The sequence below is a fragment of the Micromonospora sp. NPDC053740 genome (assembly GCF_040677775.1).
GTDB classification, from domain to species: domain Bacteria; phylum Actinomycetota; class Actinomycetes; order Mycobacteriales; family Micromonosporaceae; genus Micromonospora; species Micromonospora alfalfae.
This window is the reverse complement of the sequence record NZ_JBFASO010000009.1, coordinates 17,507-40,312: the sequence shown is the minus strand read 5'-3', so window position 1 is coordinate 40,312 and position 22,806 is coordinate 17,507. Positions and strand designations below refer to the sequence as shown.

General features: G+C 71.7%; 18 protein-coding genes, 1 tRNA gene and 1 pseudogene. 3 read left to right on the top strand and 17 right to left on the bottom strand.

Features of this window, described 5'->3' with window-relative positions; genetic code table 11:
• Positions 1–42: 42 nt before the first annotated feature.
• Together AB0K35_RS22995 and AB0K35_RS22990 are read right to left on the bottom strand one after the other, a co-directional pair.
• Entirely contained in the window at positions 43–882 is an 840-nt protein-coding gene (locus tag AB0K35_RS22995) for an aminoglycoside phosphotransferase family protein (protein WP_363887420.1), read from the bottom strand.
• Between the two features lie 5 nt (positions 883–887).
• Entirely contained in the window at positions 888–1,640 is a 753-nt protein-coding gene (locus tag AB0K35_RS22990; protein WP_363887418.1) for a response regulator transcription factor, read from the bottom strand.
• Positions 1,641–2,077: 437 nt separating this feature from the next.
• On the opposite strand from AB0K35_RS22990, the gene AB0K35_RS22985 reads away from it, so the two are divergent.
• Positions 2,078–3,325 carry an MFS transporter gene (locus AB0K35_RS22985; RefSeq protein ID WP_363887415.1) on the top strand — a complete coding sequence of 416 codons (1,248 nt, stop codon included), beginning with the start codon at positions 2,078–2,080 and terminating at the stop codon, positions 3,323–3,325.
• 66 nt (positions 3,326–3,391) lie between these two features.
• On the opposite strand, the pseudogene AB0K35_RS22980 reads toward AB0K35_RS22985, so the two are convergent.
• Positions 3,392–3,763, bottom strand: a pseudogene (locus AB0K35_RS22980) (transposase); the annotation flags it as partial.
• A 1,012-nt stretch (positions 3,764–4,775) separates the two neighbouring features.
• On the opposite strand from AB0K35_RS22980, the gene AB0K35_RS22975 reads away from it, so the two are divergent.
• On the top strand, positions 4,776–5,270 hold the full coding sequence (locus AB0K35_RS22975) for an N-acetyltransferase (RefSeq protein ID WP_334510015.1): 495 nt from the start codon (positions 4,776–4,778) through the stop codon (positions 5,268–5,270).
• A gap of 216 nt (positions 5,271–5,486) precedes the next feature.
• On the opposite strand, the gene AB0K35_RS22970 is transcribed toward AB0K35_RS22975, so the two are convergent.
• The 9 genes from AB0K35_RS22970 to ald all read right to left on the bottom strand — a co-directional run bounded on the left by AB0K35_RS22970 (position 5,487) and on the right by ald (position 14,289).
• Positions 5,487–5,560: transfer RNA gene (locus tag AB0K35_RS22970), tRNA-Pro, on the bottom strand.
• 209 nt (positions 5,561–5,769) lie between these two features.
• Positions 5,770–7,176, bottom strand: a complete 1,407-nt coding sequence (gene der, locus AB0K35_RS22965) for a ribosome biogenesis GTPase Der (RefSeq protein ID WP_238670841.1) — start codon at positions 7,174–7,176, stop codon at positions 5,770–5,772.
• Positions 7,173–7,907 (bottom strand): (d)CMP kinase, encoded by a 735-nt coding sequence (cmk, locus tag AB0K35_RS22960; RefSeq protein ID WP_363887412.1) that lies wholly within the window; start codon positions 7,905–7,907, stop codon positions 7,173–7,175. Before cmk ends, der begins: the two co-directional genes overlap by 4 nt.
• A 194-nt stretch (positions 7,908–8,101) precedes the next feature.
• Positions 8,102–8,872, bottom strand: a complete 771-nt coding sequence (locus tag AB0K35_RS22955) for a pseudouridine synthase (protein WP_238659881.1) — start codon at positions 8,870–8,872, stop codon at positions 8,102–8,104.
• A complete protein-coding gene (scpB, locus tag AB0K35_RS22950; RefSeq protein ID WP_363887410.1) occupies positions 8,859–9,959 on the bottom strand; it encodes an SMC-Scp complex subunit ScpB in 1,101 nt (366 codons plus the stop codon). Before scpB ends, AB0K35_RS22955 begins: the two co-directional genes overlap by 14 nt.
• The gene (locus AB0K35_RS22945; protein ID WP_363887408.1) at positions 9,952–11,025 is read right to left on the bottom strand and encodes a segregation/condensation protein A; all 1,074 of its coding nucleotides are present in this window, start codon (positions 11,023–11,025) and stop codon (positions 9,952–9,954) included. The genes scpB and AB0K35_RS22945 overlap by 8 nt, the downstream gene beginning before the upstream one ends.
• 41 nt (positions 11,026–11,066) lie before the next feature.
• Positions 11,067–11,990, bottom strand: coding sequence for a ParA family protein (locus tag AB0K35_RS22940; protein WP_124817891.1), 924 nt, complete (start codon positions 11,988–11,990; stop codon positions 11,067–11,069).
• Between the two features lie 179 nt (positions 11,991–12,169).
• The gene (locus tag AB0K35_RS22935; protein ID WP_238670845.1) at positions 12,170–13,135 is read right to left on the bottom strand and encodes a site-specific tyrosine recombinase XerD; all 966 of its coding nucleotides are present in this window, start codon (positions 13,133–13,135) and stop codon (positions 12,170–12,172) included.
• A 38-nt stretch (positions 13,136–13,173) separates the two neighbouring features.
• Positions 13,174–14,289, bottom strand: a complete 1,116-nt coding sequence (gene ald, locus AB0K35_RS22930; RefSeq protein WP_238670846.1) for an alanine dehydrogenase — start codon at positions 14,287–14,289, stop codon at positions 13,174–13,176.
• 226 nt (positions 14,290–14,515) lie between these two features.
• Between ald and AB0K35_RS22925 the strand changes: the two genes are divergently transcribed.
• Complete coding sequence (locus AB0K35_RS22925) at positions 14,516–14,857, top strand: TM2 domain-containing protein (RefSeq protein WP_091407251.1); 342 nt, start codon at positions 14,516–14,518, stop codon at positions 14,855–14,857.
• A gap of 83 nt (positions 14,858–14,940) precedes the next feature.
• Here the strand turns inward: AB0K35_RS22925 and AB0K35_RS22920 are convergent, their stop codons facing one another.
• From AB0K35_RS22920 to AB0K35_RS22900, 5 genes are all read right to left on the bottom strand, one after another.
• On the bottom strand, positions 14,941–15,546 hold the full coding sequence (locus AB0K35_RS22920; RefSeq protein WP_363887405.1) for an NUDIX hydrolase: 606 nt from the start codon (positions 15,544–15,546) through the stop codon (positions 14,941–14,943).
• Positions 15,547–15,622: 76 nt separating this feature from the next.
• The gene (locus tag AB0K35_RS22915) at positions 15,623–17,374 is read right to left on the bottom strand and encodes a CTP synthase (protein ID WP_112697923.1); all 1,752 of its coding nucleotides are present in this window, start codon (positions 17,372–17,374) and stop codon (positions 15,623–15,625) included.
• A gap of 163 nt (positions 17,375–17,537) precedes the next feature.
• Complete coding sequence (locus AB0K35_RS22910; protein WP_238670848.1) at positions 17,538–19,952, bottom strand: hypothetical protein; 2,415 nt, start codon at positions 19,950–19,952, stop codon at positions 17,538–17,540.
• Positions 19,952–21,121 (bottom strand): glycosyltransferase family 4 protein, encoded by a 1,170-nt coding sequence (locus AB0K35_RS22905; RefSeq protein WP_363887402.1) that lies wholly within the window; start codon positions 21,119–21,121, stop codon positions 19,952–19,954. The genes AB0K35_RS22910 and AB0K35_RS22905 overlap by 1 nt, the downstream gene beginning before the upstream one ends.
• On the bottom strand, positions 21,118–22,806 hold the full coding sequence (locus AB0K35_RS22900; protein ID WP_238670850.1) for a lipid II flippase MurJ: 1,689 nt from the start codon (positions 22,804–22,806) through the stop codon (positions 21,118–21,120). Before AB0K35_RS22900 ends, AB0K35_RS22905 begins: the two co-directional genes overlap by 4 nt.

Sequence of the window (22,806 nt, the reverse complement as noted above, 5' to 3'; positions counted from 1 at the left end):
CCCGACGCGGGTTGCCGTCGGACCGGGGCGGTGCTCGACCGGTCAGTACTCGCCGCGCCCGAAGGCCGCCAGCTCGGCGGAGTGCACGGGATTGCTGACGTACGTGGCGCCGATCGGGGCCGTCACCCGGCACCAGGCGTCGAGCCGGCCCACGTCGATGCCGGCGGCGCTCGCCAGTTCGTCGCGGCGGCGCACCATCTCCGCGCGGTCCAGACCCTCCAGCACGTAGTCCACGGCGTCGAAGCAGGGGTCACCGGCGCACGCCATCGGGTCGATCGCCACCAGGCCCCTGCCTCCGCCGTTGAGCACGTTGCCGAGGTGCAGGTCCCCGTGCAGCAGCACGGTGTCGGTGGGCACCGCGAACAGGTCGTCGCGCAGCCGCTTGGACCCGCTCAGGTCGGCGCCCCGGCGCGTCGCCGAGTTGAACAGCACGTCGATCCAGTCCGCCAGTTGACGGGGAGCGGCAGCCGGGTCGCCCGCGCCGTGCAGATCGGTGAGGAAGGCGGCGTACTCCTGCGGTGAGGGCGGCTGCGGCATCTTCTCCACGAGGGTGCCGGGGTGGATCGCTTCGAGCAGGACGGCGCCCTTGGCCGACTCCCGCACCGCCGGCACCCGTCCGCTGGAGGCGAACTGGCGCAGCATGTCCACCTCCTCCCGCACGGCGTAGCTGTCCGGGGACAGCTTGAGCACCGCGTCGCCGAGCGGGCCCACGCACCGGAACACGACTGAGGAGTTGCCGGACTTGAGCCGGTCACCGAGAGTTAACTCCCACTGCTCGACGAGGTCGTCGAGCCGCTGGCGCAGCGTGCTCACCCAGCGGTGCGCGGCCCGGCCGAACCGTGGCTCCAGTCGGTTGGCGATCGCGTCCAGGTCCAGGCTCATCCCGCTCACCCCCGCACCGACCGCGCGCCGGCGTACGCGGCCGCGCCCGGCGCCGCGACACCACGCCTGCCGGTCAGCAGAACGCTGCCACCAGGCACCACTGGTGAATGGGAGCCGGGCGGGCCGGGGCGCCCCAACCGCGCCCGGCGGGCGACCTCGATCGCCTCGTACCGGTCAGAAACGTTCAATTTGCTGAAGATGATGGAAATATGATTGCTGACCGTTTTCGGGGACAGATTCAGCTTCGCGGCGATCGCCACGTTGCGCATACCCGAGGCAATCAATTCCAGCACCTCCCGCTCGCGGACTGTCAGCTCCGGGAAGAGCTGCTGATTGCGGGGCTCCAGGCTCAGTTGCCCGATGAGCTTGTCGGCCACCCGGGGGCCGAGGATGACCTCACCCGTCGCGAGGCCCCGGATCGCCCGGACGATGCCGTCGCCCGGGCAGCTCTTGAGCACGTAGCCCCGGGCGCCCGCCCACATGGCCGCGAGGATCGCGTGTTCGTCCTCGACCGCGGTGAAGACCAGCACCGCTGTCGAGGGCGACACCCGGTTGATCTCCTGGATCGTCACCCCCGCCTGGAACCCCGGCAGCTCGACATCGAGAACGAGCACGTCGGGACGTGTGGCGGTGGCCAGCGCCAACGCCTCCCGCGCGGACGCCGCCTCACCTGTCACGGCGACCTCAGCCGACGGCGACAGCAGGGCGTGCAGGCCCCTGCGCACCACCGGCTGAGCGTCGGCCAGGACCACCGTCACCGCGTCGGGTTGTGACTCCGCCGTGACTTCCTCCGGACACCGCCTCATGTTCCGAGTCAGTTCCGAGACCGAGCCAACGCTGACCATCTATCCACCTCACCCCGTCCGAACGGCCCGCGGTGTCTTAGTCGCGCGGGGAAACGCCGCGGTAGCGCCGACCCCGCGTCGTGATGAACATCTACTCACGGCCAACAGAACAACACAAGAAGTGATCCCGGGAACGGGCTCGGTCAGCCTTTTGACGCATCGAAAAACCGAACCAGACTTTCCGTCTTGGCCCTGACGAAGCCGTCCACAGCGGACCTCTCACGGGCGGTCGACGTGCCGCCGACCCCGGGAGTCCACGGGAGAAATTCCCGGCCGATCCGGGACGTCGTCCCGTCCGCGCTACACCTGTCGCCCTGTCCGCCGGACACCGCCGTCGCCAGGATTGACCCATGCCCTTGTCACGAGTGACGGACGTTGTCGCCGGCCTGGTACCGACCGACCCGCTCCGCAGGAAGCTGATCGCGATCCGACTGGCCGAGTCCATCGGCAAGGGAGTCTTCCTCAGCGGCAGCGTCGTCTACTTCACGCTGCGTGTCGGACTCGACGCCCGGCAGGTGGGCCTGGGCCTGTCAGCCGCCGGCCTGTCCGCCTTCCTCTCGTCGGTCCTGTTCGGTGTGATCGCCGACCGGGTGGGCGCCCGCCGCCTGCTCGTCATCCTGTTCGCCGCGCTGGCGGTCGGATTCGGGCTCTACAGCCTTGTCGACAGCGCGACCGCCTTCTTCGCGCTGGTGGTCACCGTCGGCTTCCTCGAGTACGGCACCGGCCCGACCAACGGGGCCCTCATCGGCAACCTCGTGCCCGCCGAGGAGCGGGTGAAGCTCAAGGCCATGATGCGGTCGGTGTTCAACATTGGATTCAGCATCGGTATCGGCGTTGCAGCCGTCGCCGCCCTCAGCCAACGGCTGCTCGTGCTGATCCCCCTCACCACTGCCGCGTTGATGGCCGGCGCCGCGCTCCTCGTCACCCGCCTGCCCGACGTGCCGCCGCGTCCCGCACCGGTGGGCTTCAAGCGTTTCGCCGCAGTCCGCGACCCACGCTTCCTCGCGGTGATCGGCGTCTCGACGATCCTCGCCTCGCACGTCAGCATCATCCTGGTGACGATGCCGCTCTGGGCGCTCAACCGCACCGACCTGCCGCACTTCCTGATTCCTCTGCTGCTGATCGTCAACACCGGGTTCGTCATCCTGTTCCAGGTACGGGCCAGCCGGGGCGCGGACACCGTGCACGGCGCCGGTCGGCTCGCCCGGCGCTCCGGCTACTGGCTGGCCGGCGGCTGCGCGGTCCTGGCGGTGACCACGCTCGACGACAACGTGGTCCTGGCGTCCGTGGCGATCGTCGCCGCCGTGCTGATCCTCTCCGTGGCCGAGGTGATGCAGGCCGCCTCCGGTTGGGGGCTAGCGTTCGGCCTCGCCCCCGAGCACGCTCAGGGCGAGTACCTGGGGGCATTCGACCTGCACGTGATCACACAGAACATCATCGGCCCGGCGGCGCTCTCCGGCCTGGTCATCGCCTTCGGTTTCTGGGGATGGCTGGGCATCGCCGTCGCCGCGCTCGTCGCATCGGCGCTGATCATTCCGGCCGCCAACCGCAGCGCTGTCACGCTGGTCCGCGAGACGGCCTCGGCCTCCACGACCTGAGAGGGTGGTTCGGGAGCCTTTGTCTGATGTGGGCTTGGCAGCTCGTTGGAGGCCCTGCTGGTGGGGTTACGCCGAGGTCGTCGGCGGGGCCAGGGCGAACAGTTGGCGCGCATCGGCGCGGTCCCGGCGTACCGTCGGGGTGTGCGCGAGGACGTTGTCCAGCAGCCGGATGCCGATCGCGTTGTCGGTGACCGACGCCGCCGTGACCACCACCGCGATGATCAACCCGAGCGCGTCGACCGCGAGGCCCCGTTTACGGCCCGGGACCTTCTTCGCGGCGTCCTTGCCGGTCGTGGCGGCTGGGACGTGGTTGGCCGCCCAAATCGACTGGGTATCCACCACCGCGGTCGGATCCTCCCGGCGGCCGGCCTTCTCCCGCATCTGGCAGCGCAGCAGATCCTGGATCACCTGGTCGGTGCCGTCATCACGCCACAGCGCGAGCTGCACAGATACAACCAGCAGTGATCGTCCTTTGTCACTGGCTGTCAGCCGGAAGCGGGGGTTTTCGGGGTAAACGGGGGCAGGCCGACAGCACGTCGCCAATTCGAACAGCGCCCCGCTCCCCCGCAACCGGGACCTCCCGTCACCGCGAGAACAACGTGTTCTACCTTCTCGGCCTGCCTAGTGAGAGCCTGCAGGCAAGCGGTCCCGCGATGCTTTCGGCCAGCAGAAGCGTGCGGGCTCGGTGCCTCGACCTTGCCGGAACAGCTACAACCGCGCGACAGGTAGCGGCGGCGTACACCGTCAGAGACGTTCGGCCCGATCGATAGTCCGCCCGGCCTCCTCAATCTGAGGCGACAGAACGGGTGGCGATGTATGTTGCCCAGCGGTACGGGGGTGTTGTAAAGACCGACACGAAAAGCGCAGCAGCACAACTGGGACACTCCAGCGAGGAGGTCACCGCCACGTACTACATCGCCAAGCCCGCCCAAGCCCCGGACGTCTCGGACATCCTCGAGCGACTCGGCGCCGACCGCGGGCGACGTCCCACACGCGCATTGCCCAACGATGGGCAGGGGTGACGAACCTGGTTGCCGATCCCGGTAAGTGGGGGGTTTTCGGGGGGCGGTTCAAAACCCCATAGGCAAACTTAAAGCCCTGACCAGCGTTTCCGCTGGTCAGGGCTTTTTTCTGTCGGGACGGCCGGATTCGAACCGACGACCCCTTGACCCCCAGGACGATTCGCCACACGTCCACGCACGTCACGCACGCTATCCCACGATCAGGCCGTGCAGTCGACGGCATGCCGGACACCATCGCGCACACCGTGAGGTCCCCACCTGGTCCCCAGAGCGCTGACACCCTCGGCGACTGCAACACGCGATTTAGGAAGTGCGGACCCGGCCGGAAGTCGCACGGCGGCGGCCTAGCTTGACCTGCCTCGCCACACTGGCCGCCACGTCCAAGCGCCTAGATCATCCCGCGTCGACCGGTTGTAGCCTCGACCCCTATGAGTTGGCTGCCTGAGGACTTCGTCCACCCCGTCTACGTACCCGTGCCCAACACCGCGCTTCACCTACGGCCGATCCGGGAGGCGGACACCGCGATCGACTACCCCGCCGTGATGGGCTCCCGAGAGCGCTTGTGGGAGATCTTCGGCCCGGCCTGGGGTTGGCCCAAGGAGACGATGACCTATGAAGAGGACCGCATCGACTTGCTGCGGCACGAGAAGGAGATAGCCGCGCACCAGTCGTTCAACTACGCGCTGCTGGACGACGAGGAGACGACGATCTTCGGCTGCGTCTACATCGATCCGCCCGAGCGCACCGGCTCCGACGGAGAGGTCTCCTGGTGGGTGGTGGACGACCTCGTAGGCAGCGAGGTGGAGCGCGCGCTCGACGCGCTGGTGCCGCAATGGATTGCCGCCGACTGGCCCTTCCAGCAGCCCCGTTATCTGGGCCGCGACATTACTTGGCAGGACTGGCTCGCGCTGCCGCGCGTCTAGGGAGGCCATCGGCCCGGCCCAGGTCCGGCGTCGTCAAGGCGGCCCGCGACGGGGTCGCCTTGACGATGCGAAGAGAGCAATTCGGCGGGCAACAGGGCTGGCCACATGGCTTGACCAGCGGTCAAGCAGCGCTAGACACACTCCAACTTGACTGATCTTGGTCCCCAGAACGGCGAAAGGGCCGACCCGATTTCCGGATCAGCCCTCTGACCTGCGTCGGGACGGCCGGATTCGAACCGACGACCCCTTGACCCCCAGTCAAGTGCGCTACCAAGCTGCGCCACGTCCCGCCCCCGCGTGGTTTCCCCCGCGGCAGCCGGTACAGCTTAGCGCAGCAGCTCCGAGTCGTCCGCACAGGCCCCACCGGCGTCGCGAGGCAGCCGAACCAACCCACAAGGAGCCACCACACACCCTCTAGAGCGTCCTAGGAGGGTGGGGTTGAAAGAAATGCCGGATGGGCGGGGACCACCCATCCGGCAAATCGAGCGAACAGGGCAGGTCAGCCGTGCGCCTTGCCTCGGCCGCCGGGGCCGAGCTTCTTGCGCGGGCGGACCGAGATCTCGATCGGGCTGCCCTCGTACCCGAATTCCTCGCGGAGCTTGCGCTCGACGAAGCGCTGGTAGCCGGCGTCGAGCGGGCCGGTGGTGAAGAGCACGAACCGTGGCGGTGCCACACCGGCCTGCGTCGCGAACAGGATCCGCGGCGCCCGCCCACCACGCACCGGGTGCGGGGTGGCCTGCACCAGCGCGGTCAGCCACTGGTTGAGGTGTGCGGTCGGCACCCGGGTTTCCCAGCTGGCCAGCGCCTTGTTCAGGGCCGGTGCCAGCTTGTCCACGGCACGGCCGGTCATCGCCGACAGGTTCAGCCGGATCGCCCAGGGGATGCGGCGCAGCTCCCGGTCGATTTCCTTGTCCAGGTAGTACCGGCGGTCGGCGTCGACGAGGTCCCACTTGTTGAACGCGATGACCAGCGCCCGGCCCGACTCGGTCACCATCGACAGGATCCGCTGGTCCTGCTCGCTGATCGGCTCGCTGGAGTCCAGCAGCACCACTGCCACCTCGGCGGCCTCGATCGCGCCGGCGGTACGCAGGCTGGCGTAGTACTCGGTGCCGCTGGCCTTGCCGACCCGCTTGCGCAGCCCAGCCGTGTCGACCAGCTGCCAGGTCTGACCACCGATCTCGACCAGGCTGTCCACCGGGTCCACAGTGGTGCCCGCCACCGAGTCGACGACCGCCCGCTCCTCACCGGAGAACCGGTTGAGCAGGCTGGACTTGCCGACGTTCGGCCGCCCGACCAGCGCCACCCGGCGCGGTCCACGCGGGCGGTTCTCCACGATCGCTGGTGCTTCCGGCAGCGCGGCGAGGATGGCGTCCAGCAGGTCGCCGGAACCGCGTCCGTGCAGCGCGGACACCGGGAACGGCTCACCGAGGCCGAGCGACCACAGCGAGGTGGCCTCCATCTCGATGGAATTGTTGTCGGCCTTGTTGGCCACCAGGATCACCGGCTTGGCGCTGCGCCGCAGCATCTTCACAGCGGCCTCGTCGACGTCGGTGGAGCCCACCATCGCGTCGACAACGAAGAGCACCACGTCGGCGGTGACGACGGCCGTCTCGGCCTGCGCCGCGATGGCCGCGGCCCGGTCCTTGGCGTCCGGTTCCCAACCGCCGGTGTCCACCACTGTGAACGCCCGGCCGTTCCACTGCGCGTCGTACGGCACCCGGTCACGGGTCACGCCGGGGACGTCCTCGACGACCGCCTGCCGGCGGCCGATGATCCGGTTGACAAGCGTCGACTTGCCCACGTTGGGGCGGCCGACCACGGCCACCACCGGCTGCGGGCCGCTCGGTTCCTCGAGGACGACCTCGGGCTCACGCAGCTCGACCCACCCGCCGCCATCGCTACTCATGCCGCTCCTCCGCTTCGCTCCGGACCGTCATGAGACACAACAGCACGGCTCATCGCCACGCCCCGCTCGGTGAGCAGCTCACGCATCCGCGCCACGACCTCGTCGATGCCCAGCTCGGTGGTGTCCAGCACCACCGCGTCGGGCGCCTGGGCCAGCGGGTTGACCTTGCGGGTCGAGTCGAGACGGTCCCGCCGGGCCAGATCGGCGGCAGTGGCCGCCACGTCGGCGGCGTCCTCGGCGCTGCGCCGGGCGGCACGGGCCGCCTCGGAGGCGGTCAGGAAGACCTTCAGGTCGGCGTCCGGCGCCACCACCGAGCCGATGTCGCGACCCTCGACCACCATCCGACCAGCGTTGGCGATCATCTCGCGCTGCCTGGTGACGAGCAGCTCACGGACAGCCGGCACGGCGGCGACGGCGGAAACCGCGCCGGTCACCTCGGTGCCACGGATGTCCGCGTCCACGCCCACACCGTCGACTGTCACGGCGTACCCCTGCGGGTGGGTGCCGATGCGCAGGTTGACCTCGCCGGCGACCTTTGCCACCGACGCGGCGTCGGTGAGGTCCACGCCGGAGCGCAGCACGGCCCACGTGATCGCCCGGTACATCGCCCCGGTATCCAGGTAGCGCGCACCGATGCTCGCGGCGAGCCGCCGCGACACGGTGGACTTACCCGAACCGGACGGCCCGTCCACAGCGACCACACATCGCCCGGCCCGTACGTTTTCCTCCACCGTGTCCTCCTCAGCCCGTACCTCACGGATCGCCCGGTGAGCTGGCGCCGCAAGCGGTTGTCAATCGTCATCAATCATGCCCGGGTCCATTGGCGGACCCGCGCGCGACGCCGCCGGAGGCGACCCACGCCACCCGGCGGCCGCGTCCCGGCCATCGGTGGAGCCTACCGGCTGCCGTACCCCGAACTCGGGGGTCAGTCACCCACCGCGTTGAACAGGGCGGCGACCTCGGCGTTCGTCAACCGCCGGATCCGTCCGGTCCGCAGTTCACCCAGCCGGATAGGACCGATCGAGGTACGCACCAGCCGGGTAACCGGGTGTCCGACCTCCTCCATCAGCCGTCGGACGATGTGCTTGCGGCCCTCGTGCAGGCTCAGCTCCACCTGGGCGCTTTTACCCAGAGTGTCCACCACCTTGAACGAGTCGACCTTCACCGGCCCGTCCTCCAGCTCGACGCCGGCCAGCAGCCGCTTGCTCAGGTTGCGCGGGATCGGCCCGACCACCTCGGCAAGATAGGTCTTCAGCACCTCGTACGAGGGGTGCATGAGCTTGTGCGCGAGGGTGCCGTCGTTGGTGAGCAGCAGCAGGCCCTCACTGTCCGCGTCGAGCCGCCCCACGTGGTAGACCCGCTGCTCCACCCGGTTGCCGATGAACTCGGCCAGCTCGTTGCGCCCCTTGTCGTCCGCCATGGAGGTAACCACCCCGCGCGGCTTGTTCATCGCCACGTAGACCAGGCGAATGTCGACCTGGAGGCGCTCCCCGTCCACATGGATCACGGAGGTGGCCGGGTCGACCTTGTCGCCGAGCTTGGCGACCCGCCCGTCCACGGTGACCCGGCGACGGAAGATCAGATCCTCGCAGGCACGCCGGGAGCCCACGCCGGCGGCGGCGAGCACCTTCTGCAGGCGCTCAGCCCCCTCGTAGACGGGCGCGTCGGGTTTGGGGGAACGGTTATCGGGTCGCATCAGCAAGCTCTTCTACGTCGTCGGGCAGGAAGGGTGCGAGGGGCGGCAGCTCGTCGACGGTGTTCAGCCCGAGCTTCTCCAGGAACAACGTGGTGGTCCGGTAGAGGAACGCCCCGCTGTCCGTTTCGGTGCCGCACTCCTCGATGAGGCCACGGGTGACCAGCGTACGGATGACCCCGTCGCAGTTCACACCCCGGATGGCTGAGATTCGCGAACGGGTCACCGGCTGCTTGTACGCAACCACGGCGAGCGTCTCCAGCGCCGCCTGGGTCAGCCGCACGGACTGCCCGTCCAACACGAACCGCTCAACGTACGTAGCGTATTCCGGCCGGGTGTACAGCCGCCACCCGCCGGCCGCCCGGCGCAGCTCGAACCCGTGCCCGGCCGCCGTGTAACCGGCGGCGATCTCGTCGAGCATCGGCCCGACCCGCTCGGCGGGCTGCTCCAGCACCTGGGCCAGCACCAGCTCGCTGACCGGCTCGTCGACGACCAGCAGGATCGCCTCCAACGCGCCGCGCAGCTCCGGGTCGGACAGCTCGGGCGCGGGCTCCGCGGCGACGGTCGCCCGCCGCCGCCCCGCCAGCTGCCGCCGGGGTACGCCCCCAGCGCCACCCGGCTCCCCCACCGTGCCGTCGGTCACCGCACCGAGGCCCGGTCCCGCAGGGCCCACCTCGTCCGCGGCCGCCTCAACGCGATCTGGCTCACCCGGGCCCGCCTCGTCCGAGGCCACCTCAAGGGGATCGGGCCCACCCGCGGTCACCTCGACAGGGCCTGGTCCACCCGGGCCCGCGTCGTCTGGGCCCGGCCCATCCGGGTCAACCTGCGCAGAACCCGACGCGACCATGTCCGGCTCGGCGGAATCGGCGGCGGCGTCGATTTCCGGTCGGCGCGCCGCCGCTTCGGGCAGTGCCTCGGCCGACGCGGCCCGATCGGTGGTCGGCTCGGCCAACTCCTCGATGTCGGGTGCTGCGGCTGACTCGTCCGGCTCCGTGGGGGTGTCGGCGGCGGGCGGGCGGGGGCGGTCCCACGGGGGGACCCAGGCGGCGGCCTGGTCGGCCAGCGAGTCCCGACGTTGCTCGTCACTCATCCCGCGCACCCTCCATCGTTCCCGTCCCGTCCGGCCCGCCGGCCTCCACCGCCGGCTCAGGCCCAGCCCCCGCAGGCCCAGGCCCAGCCGCCGCCAGCTCAGGCCCAGGCCCAGCCCCCGCCAGCTCAGGCCCATTCCCCGCAGGTTCTGCCACCGCCGGCTCAGGGCCAACCACCGCCGGCCCAGGCCCAGGCGACTCCGGGTCGGCCGGGGTGCCGGCGTACTCGTCGACGTGCAGCTCGGTGTCGCCGTCGACCGGGCCGGTCCAGCGCACAGTCAGCTCCTCCAGGGCCTGCTCCTGCACGAACGACACCAGGCCCTCCCGGTACAGCTCCAGCAGCGCGAGGAACCGGGCCACCACCTCCAGGGTGGCCTCGCAGTCGGCGCAGAGCAGCGAGAACGTGGCGGTGCCGGCCCGGCGTAGCCGGGCGGCGAGAATCGCCGCGTGTTCCCGGACACTGACCCGGACCATGTGCACGTGGGCGATGGAGACCTCCGGCACCGGCTTCGGGGTCATCGCCTTCACGGCCAGCTTCAGCAGCCGCTGGGGGCCGATGCCGAGCACCAGATCGGGCAGCGCCTCGGCGTAGCGGGCCTCCAGGCTGACCGCACGCGGATAGCGTCGGCCGCCGACGGCCTCCAGCTCGGCGATGTGCGCCGCCGCCTCCTTGTACGCCTTGTACTGCAACAGCCGGGCGAAGAGCAGGTCCCGCGCCTCCAGCAGGGCGAGGTCGGCCTCGTCCTCGACTTCGGCGGCGGGCAGCAGCCGGGCCGCCTTCAGATCGAGCAGGGTCGCGGCGATCAGCAGGAACTCGCTGGCCTCGTCCAGGTCCCAGTTGTCGCCCATCGCCCTGATGTAGGCGATGAACTCGTCGGTGACCGTGTGCAGGGCCACCTCGGTGACGTCGAGTTTGTGCTTGCCGATCAGTTGCAGCAGCAGGTCGAACGGGCCGGTGAAGTTGGCCAGCCGGACCGTGAAACCGCTGGCGACCGGGTCGGCGGGCGGCACACCGTCGACCACTGCCGCGTCGGCGGTCTCTGGTGGGTCGAGGGGTGGCGCGGTCACCGGACGACCGTAGTCCACGAGTCGGGCACCGGGCGTTCCGGCTACCGCTCCGACTGGGCGGCGATCACCTCGCGGGCCAGCTGACGGTAGTTACGTGCCCCGGAGGAGGCCGGATCCATCGTCGTGATGGGGGCACCGGCCACGGTGGACTCGGGGAACTTCACCGTCTTGGTGATGACCGTCTGGTAGACCTTGTCGCCGAACGCCTCCACGACCCGCTGGAGGACCTGGCGGCAGTGCGTGGTGCGGCTGTCGTACATGGTGGCGAGGATGCCTTCGAGCTCCAGGTCGAAGTTGAGGCGCTCGCGCACCTTGTCGATGGTGTCCAGCAGCAGTGCCACACCGCGCAGGCTGAAGAACTCGCACTCCAGCGGGATGAGCACGCCGTGCGCGACGGTCAGCGCGTTGATCGCCAGCAGGCCGAGTGACGGCTGGCAGTCGATCAGGATGTAGTCGTACTCCTTGCGGACCGTGCGCAGGACCCGGGCCAGGGCCATCTCCCGGGCGACCTCGTTGACGAGCTGGATCTCGGCGGCGGAGAGGTCGATGTTGGCCGGCAGCAGGTGCAGTCCCGCGACGTCGGTCTTGATGACGACGTCCTCGGCGAGGATGTCGTCCTGCATGAGCAGGTTGTAGATGGACAGGTCGAGGTTGTGCGGGTTGACGCCCAGGCCCACCGAGAGGGCGCCCTGCGGGTCGAAGTCGACGAGCAGCACCTTGCGACCGTATTCCGCGAGCGCGGCGCCCAGGTTGATGGTGGTGGTGGTCTTGCCGACGCCACCCTTCTGGTTGGCCATCGCGATGATGCGCGCGGGGCCGTGCCGGTCGGTGGGCATCGGCTCGGGAATGGGCTTGCGCATCGTGTAGGCAGCCGGGTCCGCAGGACCCAGGTCCGCGCCGAGCGTGGCCTGCTGCTCGCGGAGCTCCGACGTCCAGGTCTCGGCACGGTCACCGTTGCCAGCCATGTGCTCGTTGCCCCCTCCCGACGACCCACCCGGCGTCGGAGCCGTCCGACGTCCTTCGCGGCGCCGCTGCGCACCCCGGTCGTGTCGCTCCAGGAGGTCCGCGCCGATGCCGACTGTACGCCACCGACCAGCAGGGGGTTCGGCACCGGCCCGGCGTGTCGGCGTCGACAGCGACCGGTTCAGCCCTGGGCGCGGGGGTGGGCGGTCGCGTACACCTCGCGCAACCGCTCCACGGTGACCAACGTGTAGACCTGGGTGGTGGTCACCGACGCGTGACCGAGCAGCTCCTGGACCACCCGAACGTCGGCGCCGCCGTCGAGCAGATGGGTGGCGTAGGAATGGCGCAGTGTGTGCGGGGAGACCGCGGCCGGTCCGTCGACGGGCAGCCCGGCCCGGTCGGCGGCGCGGCGCAGGATGCCCCAGGCGCCCTGGCGGGACAGCGCGCCGCCGCGGGCGTTGAGGAACACCGCCGGGGTGCCCCGGCCGGCGGCGGCCAGCCCGGGGCGGGCCCGGACCAGGTAGGCGCGGACGGCGTCGACGGCGTACCCGCCGATGGGCACCAGCCGCACCCGGCCGCCCTTGCCGCGCAGCAGCACAGCGCCGTCGTCGGTGTCGAGGTCGTCCACCGCGGCGCCGACAGCCTCGGAGATGCGCGCGCCGGTGCCGTACAGGAACTCCAGCAGTGCCCGGTCGCGCAGCGCGAGGGGCGCGTCGTCGCCGGTCGCGGTGATCGGGCCGGTGGTCTCCAACAGCCGGACCACGTCGTCGACAGGTAGCGCCCTGGGCAGCCGGCGGGGCGGCGTGGGCGGGCGGACGTCGCGGCTCGGATCGGCGCCGGCCAGGCCCTCGCGCAACGCGAAGCGGTGCAGGCCCCGTACCGCGCTGGCCGCGCGGGCGGCGGAGGAGACCGCCAGCGGTGGGTGCGCGTCGTCGCCCGCGCGTAGCCGCGCCAGGTGCGACTCGACGAGGCCGGCGCCGACCGACGCGAGGTCGGTGACGCCGGCATCGGCCAGGGTGGCGAGATAGCGGTCCAGATCCCGGCGGTACGAGGAGAGCGTGTTGGCGGAGAGGCCACGCTCGACGGTCAGGTGGTCGAGGTAACCGCGAACGGCACGGCGCAGCGCCGGCGTGGGTGCTGTGCCCACGCCGGCGGAGTCCGTGCCGCTGGTCAGCCCGCCACCGCTCAGGCCAGCGCGTCGGCCAGCGGGAGCACGTCCATGCCGTGCGACTCGGCGACCGGGCCGTAGGTGACCTGCCCGGCGTGGGTGTTGAGGCCCAACGCCAGCGCCGGGTCGTTGCGCAGCGCCTCGCGCCAGCCCTGGTTGGCCAGCTCCAGGGCGTACGGCAGGGTGACGTTGGTCAGCGCGTAGGTGCTGGTGTTCGGCACCGCGCCGGGCATGTTCGCGACGCAGTAGAAGATCGACTCGTGCACCTTGTAGACCGGGTCGGCGTGGGTGGTGGGGCGCGAGTCCTCGAAGCAGCCACCCTGGTCGATGGCGATGTCGACCAGCACGCTGCCCGGCTTCATCCGGGAGACCAGCTCGTTGGAGATCAGCGTCGGGGCCTTCGCGCCGGGCACCAGCACCGCGCCGATGACCAGGTCGGCGTCGAGCACGGCACGCTCGACCTCGTACGCGTTGGAGGCGACGGTCTGCAGGTGGCCCCGGTAGATCGCGTCGGCCTGCCGCAGCCGGGCGACGTTCTTGTCCAGCAGCAGCACCTCGGACTGCAGACCCAGCGCGATCGCGGCGGCGTTCATGCCGGAGACGCCGGCGCCGATGACCACGGTCTTGGCCGCGTACACGCCGGAGACGCCGCCGGGCAGCACACCGCGCCCACCGCCGGTACGCATCATGTAGAAGGCGCCCACCTGAGGGGCGAGCCGGCCGGCCACCTCGGACATCGGGGCGAGCAGCGGCAGCGACCGGTCGGGCAGCTCGACGGTCTCGTACGCGATGCCGGTGACCCGGCGGTCGATCAGCGCGTCGGTGCACTCCTTGGAGGCGGCCAGGTGCAGGTAGGTGAAGAGCACCTGCCCCTCGCGCATCCGGTGGTACTCCTCGGCGATCGGCTCCTTGACCTTGAGCACCAGCTCGGCGGTCTCCCACACCTCGTCGGCGGTGGCGAGGATCTTCGCGCCGGCGGCGGCGAACTCCTCGTCGGTGATGCTGGAGCCAACCCCGGCGCCGGACTCGACGAAGACCTGGTGGCCGCTGCGGGTGAACTCGTTGACACCCGCTGGCGTGATCGCCACGCGGTACTCGTGGTTCTTGACCTCGCGTGGGATTCCGACCTTCACGATGCAGACACCTCTCTTCGGGGCTGCTCTCCCCCGACTGCTCGGTGCCACGACGGCCCCTTTGCCATCGCGGTACACCGGTCCTGCGGCGGCAGTCTAGGCGCGCCCGGTGCCGCCGCGAGCCAGCACAGTGGCACCCGGTGCCCGGGTGTCCTGACGAAGTGTCAGGGCGGCGCCGAGATTCGGCGGCCGGGCGTCACCTCAGCCAACAGGACAGTGTTTCACCATTATCGTCCCATCTGCCGGGCGGCGGTGCGGACAGCCGGCGAGTGGATCACTAATGTGTCCGCCCATGACCACTCCTCCTTACCAGCCCGGTTACCCCCAGCCGGGGTACCCCCAGGGCGTCTCCGACAAGAGCAAGATCGTCGCGGGCATCCTCGGCATCCTGCTCGGCACCTTCGGTGCCGGTCGGTTCTACACCGGACACACCAAGATCGCCGTTCTCCAGCTCGTCGTGAGCCTGGTGACCTGCGGCGTCGGCGCTCTCTGGGGCGTCGTCGACGGCATCCTCATCCTGGTCAACGGCGGCACGGACGCGCAGGGCCGTCCGCTGCGCGACTCCTAGACCAACCAGCGAGAGGGGCCCCGCGGCTGACCGCGGGGCCCCTCTCGTGCGTACTCCCCCACCGGCTGGACCGGCGGCGACGCTCAGCGCGGCAGCGGCGCGTCCGCCCGACGCAGCTGCGCGAAGCCGGTGTCCCGGGCGCGGGCCGCGGCCAGCAGCCCGGCCACCGCTGACGCGTTGGTGATCTCACCGGCCAGGACCATGGCGACCGCCTCGTCCAGGTCGATCCGGACGACCTGGAGGTCGGCCTCCTCGTCGTGGCGCTCGTGCCGCTCGTCGGCCGGCACGTCGGCGAGGTCGCGGGCCAGGAACACCCGGACGATCTCGTTGGTGAACCCCGGCGAGCTGTGCAGATCCACCAGCACGTCGACCCGCCCGGCGGTGAGGTCGGCCTCCTCGGCCAGCTCCCGCAGCGCGGCCACCGGCAACTCCTCGCCGGAGACGTCCATCAGACCGGCCGGCAGCTCCCACAGGTGCCGCCCCACCGGGTGCCGGTACTGCCGGATCAGCACCACCTGGCCGGCGTCGTCGAGCGCCACCACTGCCACCGCCCCGACGTGCCGGACGAGGTCCCGCAGCCCGGTCCCACCGCCCGGCATGGTCACCTCCTCGGTGACCACGTCGAAGATCCGCCCCCGGTACCGCTCCTGCCGGGAACGCACCTCGTAGCGGTGCTCCAGCTCGCTCACGCCGTCGCCTCGCTGCGCTCGACGACGGCGCGAGGCGCCACGCTGCTGAGCCTGCTGGTTCGCTCGCTGCGCTCGCTCACGAGGCCGACGACGCCTTCGTCGCGGCCCCGTTGCGGGCGGCCTTGCGCGTCGTCGGGGCCTCCGCCGCCGCGTCCAGGTCGACAGGCAGCTGGTCGGCCTGCGAGTACGCCACAGCGGCCTTGACGAACGAGGCGAACAACGGGTGCGGGCGGGTCGGGCGGCTCTTCAACTCGGGGTGCGCCTGGGTGGCCACGAAGAACGGGTGCAGACTCCGGTCCAGTTCGATGAACTCGACCAGCCGGCCGTCCGGCGAGGTGCCGGAGATGTGCAGGCCCGCCTTGGTCAGCGCGTCCCGGTAGGCGTTGTTCACCTCGTAGCGGTGCCGGTGCCGCTCGCTGATCTCGGTGCTGCCGTACGCCTCGGCGACGATCGAGCCCTCGGTCAACGTCGCCGGGTACGCGCCCAGCCGCATGGTGCCGCCCAGGTCGCCCCGGCCGGCGACGATGTCCTCCTGGTCGGCCATCGTGGCGATGACCGGGTGGGCCGCCTGCTCGTCGAACTCCAACGAGTTGGCGCCATCCAGGTCGGCCAGGTGCCGGGCCACCTCGATGGTCATGCACTGCAGGCCGAGGCAGAGACCGAGCAGCGGGATGCCGGCCTCGCGGGCGTACCGGGCGGTGCCGATCTTGCCCTCGATGCCGCGGACGCCGAAGCCGCCGGGGATGAGGATGCCGTCCACGCCGGCCAACGCCGCGGCGGCGCCGGCCGGGGTGACGCACTCGTCGCTGGGCACCCACCGCAGCTGCACCCGGGCCCGGTGGCCGAAGCCCGCCGCCCGGATTGCCTCACTCACCGACAGGTACGCGTCGGGCAGGTCGACGTACTTGCCGACCACGGCGACGGTGACGGTGTGCCGGGGGCGGTGCACCCGCTCCAGCAGGTCGTCCCAGCTGGCCCAGTCCACGTCCCGGAAGGACAGGCCGAGCCGGCGCACCACGTACGCGTCGAGCCCTTCCCGGTGCAGCACCTTCGGGATGTCGTAGATGCTCGGGGCGTCCGGGGCGGCGACGACCGCCTCGGCGTCCACGTCGCAGTAGAGCGACAGCTTCTCCTTGAGCTTCACCGGGATCTCCCGGTCGCAGCGGAGCACTATCGCGTCCGGCTGGATACCGATGTTGCGTAGCTGCGCCACCGAGTGCTGCGTCGGCTTGGTCTTCAGCTCACCCGAGGGCGCCAGGTACGGCACCAACGAGACGTGCAGGTAGAAGCAGTTGTCGCGGCCCAGGTCGTGGCGGACCTGACGGATCGCCTCCAAAAATGGCAGCGACTCGATGTCGCCGACGGTGCCACCGACCTCGGTGATCACCACGTCGGGAAGTTGGCCGTCCTCGTCCGGGTCGGCCATCGCCAGGATCCGCGACTTGATCTCGTTGGTGATGTGCGGGATGACCTGGACGGTGTCGCCCAGGTACTCGCCGCGCCGCTCCTTGGCGATCACGTCGGAGTAGATCTGGCCGGTGGTGACGTTCGCCTTGCCGGACAGCGCCCGGTCGAGGAACCGCTCGTAGTGCCCGACGTCGAGGTCGGTCTCGGCGCCGTCCTCGGTGACGAAGACCTCACCGTGCTGGAACGGGTTCATCGTCCCCGGGTCGACGTTCAGGTAGGGGTCGAGCTTCTGCATCACCACGCGCAGCCCGCGCGCGGTCAGCAGGTTGCCGAGGCTGGAGGCGGTGAGGCCCTTACCCAGCGAGGAGGCGACGCCCCCGGTGACGAAAATGTGCCTGGTCGTCCGTGCTGATGGGGCCAAGGCCTGCTCCCGTGTCGTCTGTCGCGGTCATGCAGACCGCCGTGCTTGATCAGCAAAGTGATCACGCGATCCACGGGATTCGACGGTAACACCTCCCGGCCGGGTACCCGCAGGCCGCACCCCGGCTGCGACACCTCCGGGCCATCTTGGCGAGGCCCGACGCTCAGGACGCGGCAACCTCCGTCGATGACCGGGAGACCTGCCGGGGCGGCACGGGCACCGTCGGCGCGGCGTCCGGCGTCGACAGGCTCGCGGTCGGCTCGTCCGGTTCGTCGGCGTCCCCGTGACGCTCGCCCGGACTGTCCGACGCCGGTTGGGCGAGGGTCGCCGGGGCGCTCGGAGACGGGCCGGCGATCGGACGGGGGTGCACAGCACCCAGTGGCCCACCGCCACCGGTCGGACCGTCGCCCCCACCGACCGGGCCGACCCCGCCGGACCCCGAGTCGTCGTCGGCGCCGCTGGCGCGGGGGCGGCCCGCTACCGGGCGGGTCCGGTCCGCGGCGTGCCCGAGCACCCGCAGCGACGCCAGGGCGGCCATCGGGACCACCAGGGCGGCGGCAGCGCCCATCACGTCCAGGGCCGCGCCGTCGAGCACACCACCGAGTATCGCGGCGACAACGGTGCCGGCCAGCGCGGCCCGGACCGCGGGGTAGATGCCGAACAGCCGCATCAGCCCACCCCACGGCTGCAACAGGGCGAACCACACCAGCAACCCGCCGACCAGCGCCAGCACCGTCAGCGGGCTGTTGACCAACGTCTCGAAATTCTCAGTGCTGGACCGGTGCACGGCGAACCCGCCGGTGCCGTCACCGAGCGCGGAGAGGAACCGGCCCAGGCTGCCTCGCTCCGCCGGAGGACGCCGCAGGTCCACCACAGCGAACCCGATACCGACCGCCAGCGCGGCCATGGTGGCCCAGGCCAGCCTGCTGATCGTCAACCAGCCACCGGCGCTGATCACGGCGGCGACGCTCACCCCGGCGGTGAGCGCGATCGCGCCGACCGGGTCGGCGCCCAGGTACGGGCTGCCGACCACCACCACGGCGAGGCCACCCACCGCCACCATCACCGCCGGCCGCCAGCCCCGGTGCACCCGTTGGGCGAACCAGCCACCGGTGACCAGCGCACCGGCGAGGAACACCCCCAACCCCACAGTGCTCAGCCCGGCGTACCGGCCGCCCTGCAACGCGGAGTAGCCGACCACGCTGTTGAGCTGGAGGCGGGCCCCGGTGAGCACGTCCAGCCCGACCACGAGCGTGCTGAGGCCGGCCACCGCTCCGAGCGGCCCGAGGGTGTTCGCGTACCCGGGGGCGAACCGCACCGCCGCGGTGCCGGCGGCCACCAGCAGCGCTGTCACCCCGGCGAAAATCCACCCGGGGTGCTCGCCGCGCCACCAGGGCACCGCGTCGGCCAGCAGCGCCGCCGGCACTGTCAACGCCACGGCGACCAGCAGCAGCTCCATCACCGCGACGATCCGCCCGGAGACGGGCGTCGGGCCGGCCGGGCCGGCGTGCGGACGGGCCCGGCGCAGCAGCGGCAGGATCGCGATCGCCAGCAGCACCTGCACCCCGGCGAGCAACGCGAAGAACGCCCCGGAGACGGAACGCTGGGCGGCCGCCTCCCGGTCGGCGTTCGCCGGCGCGTTGACGGCCTCGGCCAGGTCGGCGGGACGGCCGCCGGTGCTGATCGCCGGACGGCCGAGGAAGAGCCGCTCCGGCATGGGCCGGCCCAACGCGGCGAGGGCGGTCGGCGCGAGGTCGACAAGTTGCAGATACCCGTCCCGGCCGGTGCTGGCCGAGGTGAGCCACCCCCGCTCCCAGCCCGGCCCGTCGGCGACCGCCACGTGCAGCCGGGCCGGCTGGGTGGTGTCGGAGATCCCCGCTACCAGCACCAACGACCGTGGGGGTCGCGCCGCCAGCACCCGGGCCAGTTCGGCGTCCGCCGCGCGGGCCTCCTCGGCGCGGGTGGCCGGGTCGGCCCCCTTGACAGTGCCGAGGTCGACGATGCTCAGCACACACGAGCCGAGCAGCGACCGCGGGTCGGCCGGCAACCCCGAGGCGTACCGGTCGACGCGGCCGAACGGTCGGGCGGCGGCCACCGCCGCGCCCGGGCCCACGGCCACGGAGCACCGCACCGACTCGGACAGCGAGCCGGGCAGGGCTCCCCAGGGCAGCCGCTGCTGGTTGTACTGGACCACGCTCTCCTGGTCGGGCAGGTTCGCGCCGATGCCGTCCGGTTGTTCCACAGTCACCGCCGCCGACGGGCAACCGTCGACCGACCGGCTGCCGTTCCACGCGGCGAAGCTGCCCGCCCCCAGGGTCAGCCAGCCGTCCACCGGGCAGGTGGGCCGGTGCGCGGACCGCACCGACAGCGAGCCGATCGAGCCGTCCTGGGCCATCCGCCACAGCGTCGGGGTGCTCTGCGGATCCACGTCCTCCCAGCGCAGCCCGGCGATCCCGGCGAGCACCACGAAGTCGGCGGTGCGTTGCGGGGTGCCACGGGGTGGGCGGGCGGCGAGAGCTGTGACGCCCAGCGCCACCACTAGCACTGTCAACAGGGCGGGGGCGATTCGGCGCAGCATCACCGGTGTCCCGTTCTCGGGGCGTCGGAGCCCGGGGCGGCCGCCGGACCACCGGGGTTCCCGGCCAGCTCGGCGTAGAGGGCGGCAAGCGTGGCGACGGTGTCCGCCTCGGTCGGCCACGTCGCCGCCCGTTCGGCGCCACGCCGGCCCAACTCCGCCCGAGCCGCCGGATCGTCCAGCAGCGCGCGGACGGCCGCGTCGACAGCGTCCACGTCACGGGCGGGGACAAGCGTCGCGGCGTCGCCGACCAGGTCCGGGAGCCCGCCGACAGCGGTGGCCACCAGCGGCACACCGGCGCGCAGCGCCTCCTGGGCGAAGAGTTGTCGCGCCTCCCAGTCGCTGGTCACCACGGCCAGGTCGGCGCCGGCGAGCAGGTCGGCCACGTCGGTGCGGTGCCCCAGCAGGGTCACCGGGGCGCGGGCGGCGGAGGTCCGGGCGGCCAGCGGCAGATACGCCGGCCCGCTGCCCGCGATCACCACGACCGGCGGCGGGGTACGCGTACGCCAGCGGGCCGCCGCGTCGATCAGCACGTCGTAGCGCTTCTGTGGGTGCAACCGACCAACCGAGACGATCAACGGCTGGTCCGGGCGGACGCCGAACTCGGCGCGTACCGCCGCCGGGCGTCGACGCGGCGCGGGCAGCGTCGGCGCGGCGACCGGGGCGAGCCGGGCGTCGGCGGCACCCACCTCGGCGGCCCGTCGCACCAGGTCCGCGGAGGCGCCGAGCGCCACCCGGACGCCCCGGGCGACCACCCGTTCGACGAGCCGGGACACACCGCCCCGCAGTCCCCCCGCGAGCACCGCGTTGTGCCAGGTGACGATCAACGGGGCGGCCGGACGGGCCAGCACCGCGACCAACCCGGCCCGCAGGCCGTGCGCGTGCACCACGTCGACGTGAGCGGCAGCGAGCACCCGGCGTAGCGCGAGCACCGCCCGCGCGTCGGCCGGAGTCGGGCTGGCCGGGATCTCCACCGGCGCGAACCGCGCACCGACACCGGTGAAGTCGAACTGCTCCTGAGTGGCGGCGGGCCCGCAGACCAGGACGGTGGTGCCGCCCGCGACGAGGCCACGGGCCACCGAACGGACGTGCTGGCCGACCCCGCCGGTGCTGGACGCGAGCACCAACGCGACGGTGCCCGACCAGCCGGCAGGCAGAGCTGGCTCAGTCATCGCGTCGCCGTCTCCTTCCCGTCGCCCCGCTCCGCGGAGCCCGCGCCCGGTGTCGGCGCACCGTCGGACGGCCTCCGCCGGCCCAGACGCCGCAGCACCCCGGCGAGCAGTGGCTGTACGTCCCGCCGGTCGACGAACCAGACCACGGCGAGGAACACAACCCCAACCAGAACCCCGGACAGCATGCCCTGACCGAACGCCGCCGCCGTCGTCGGGGTGCCGCCGTCCGACTGGTCGAGCCAACGGCTCAGGCCCCACCCGGCGAGCCCGGCGAGCACACCGGCGAGGCCACCGGCCGCTGCGGCCCGTGCCGCTCCGGCGAGGGCGGGACGGCCGGCGCTGCGCAGCACCGCCAGGAGCAGCAGGGCGCCGAGCACCAGCATCCCCACCGAGTTCGCGGACGTCACAGCGAGCACCCGGTCCCGCAGTGGCAGCACCGCGCCGAGCAGCAGGACGACAGCCGGCACCACCAGGAAGCCGACCGCCGTGGCCAGCGTCGCCGCCCGGGTCTCGCCCCTGGCGTAGAGCGCCCGGGTGAGCACCGCGAAGAGGCCGTAGCCGACCAGGCCGGGGGCGTACCCGATGATCGCGGCGGCGGCGGTCGACGCGGTGTCCGACGGGAAGAAGAAGTGCCCGACCGGCCCGGCGGTCCCGATCAACGCGGCCGTGCCGAGGCAACTGAACAGGAGCACACCGCGGACTGCCGGTGCCAGGGTCGTGCGGTAGGTCTGCTCGTCCCCGGCGGCCCGCGCCGCCGCCAGGGTCGGGTAGGCGGCGATGGCCAGCGGCACCGCCAGCACCGCCCACGGCAACAGGTAGACGGTCTGCGCCAGGTTGTAGACACCCGGGTTGCTCCGCGCACCGGCGGTGACCTGGTTCAGGCTGACGATCAGAGCGATCTGCTGGGTGGTGACGGTGACCGCGCCGGCCACCGCCAACCCGCCGACCCGGGCCCGCGCGTCGGTGGGGAACCCGAACCCGGGCCGCAGCCCGAGGCGCAACCGGCGGACCGGAATCAACAACGACAGCGACAGCACCACCACGCCGAGGGTGGTGCCGCCGGAGAGCAGCAGCTCACCGCCGGGGCTGACCCCGCCGACAGTGGCGTACCGGCCCTGCGTGACGGTGAAGCCCAGGTACACGACGATGACGGTGAGGCTGGACAGCAACGGGGCGAGCACCGGCCAGGCGAAACGGCGGTGTGCCTGGAGCACGCCGGTGAGCACGATGCCGACCCCGTACAGCGGCAGTTGCGGCGCGAAGACCCGCAGCATCCGCACGCCGCTCTGCTGCTGGGCGGTGGTCAGGTGATGGCCCAGCGACTCGACCACCGGGCCGGCGAGCAGCACCACGAGCAGCGCCAGCGGGACCAGCAGGGCCAGCGTCCAGGTCAGCAGCGCACCGGTGGTCCGGGCCACGGCCGTCCGGTCGCCCGCCGCGACGGCGCCAGCGAGCAGCGGCACGACGAGGCTGGCCAGCGCTCCCCCGGCGACGATCTCGAAGATGAAGTTCGGCACCGCGTTGGCCACCACGTAGGTGCCACCGAGGTCGGTGGGCGCCAAGCTCCAGGTGAACACTGCGGTGCGACCGAAGCCGGCGAGTCGGCTGGCCACGGTGAGGACGGCGATGAGCGCGGCTGCCCCGGCCAGCCGGCCGGCGCCGGCGAGGGGTGCCGGTCTGTTCAC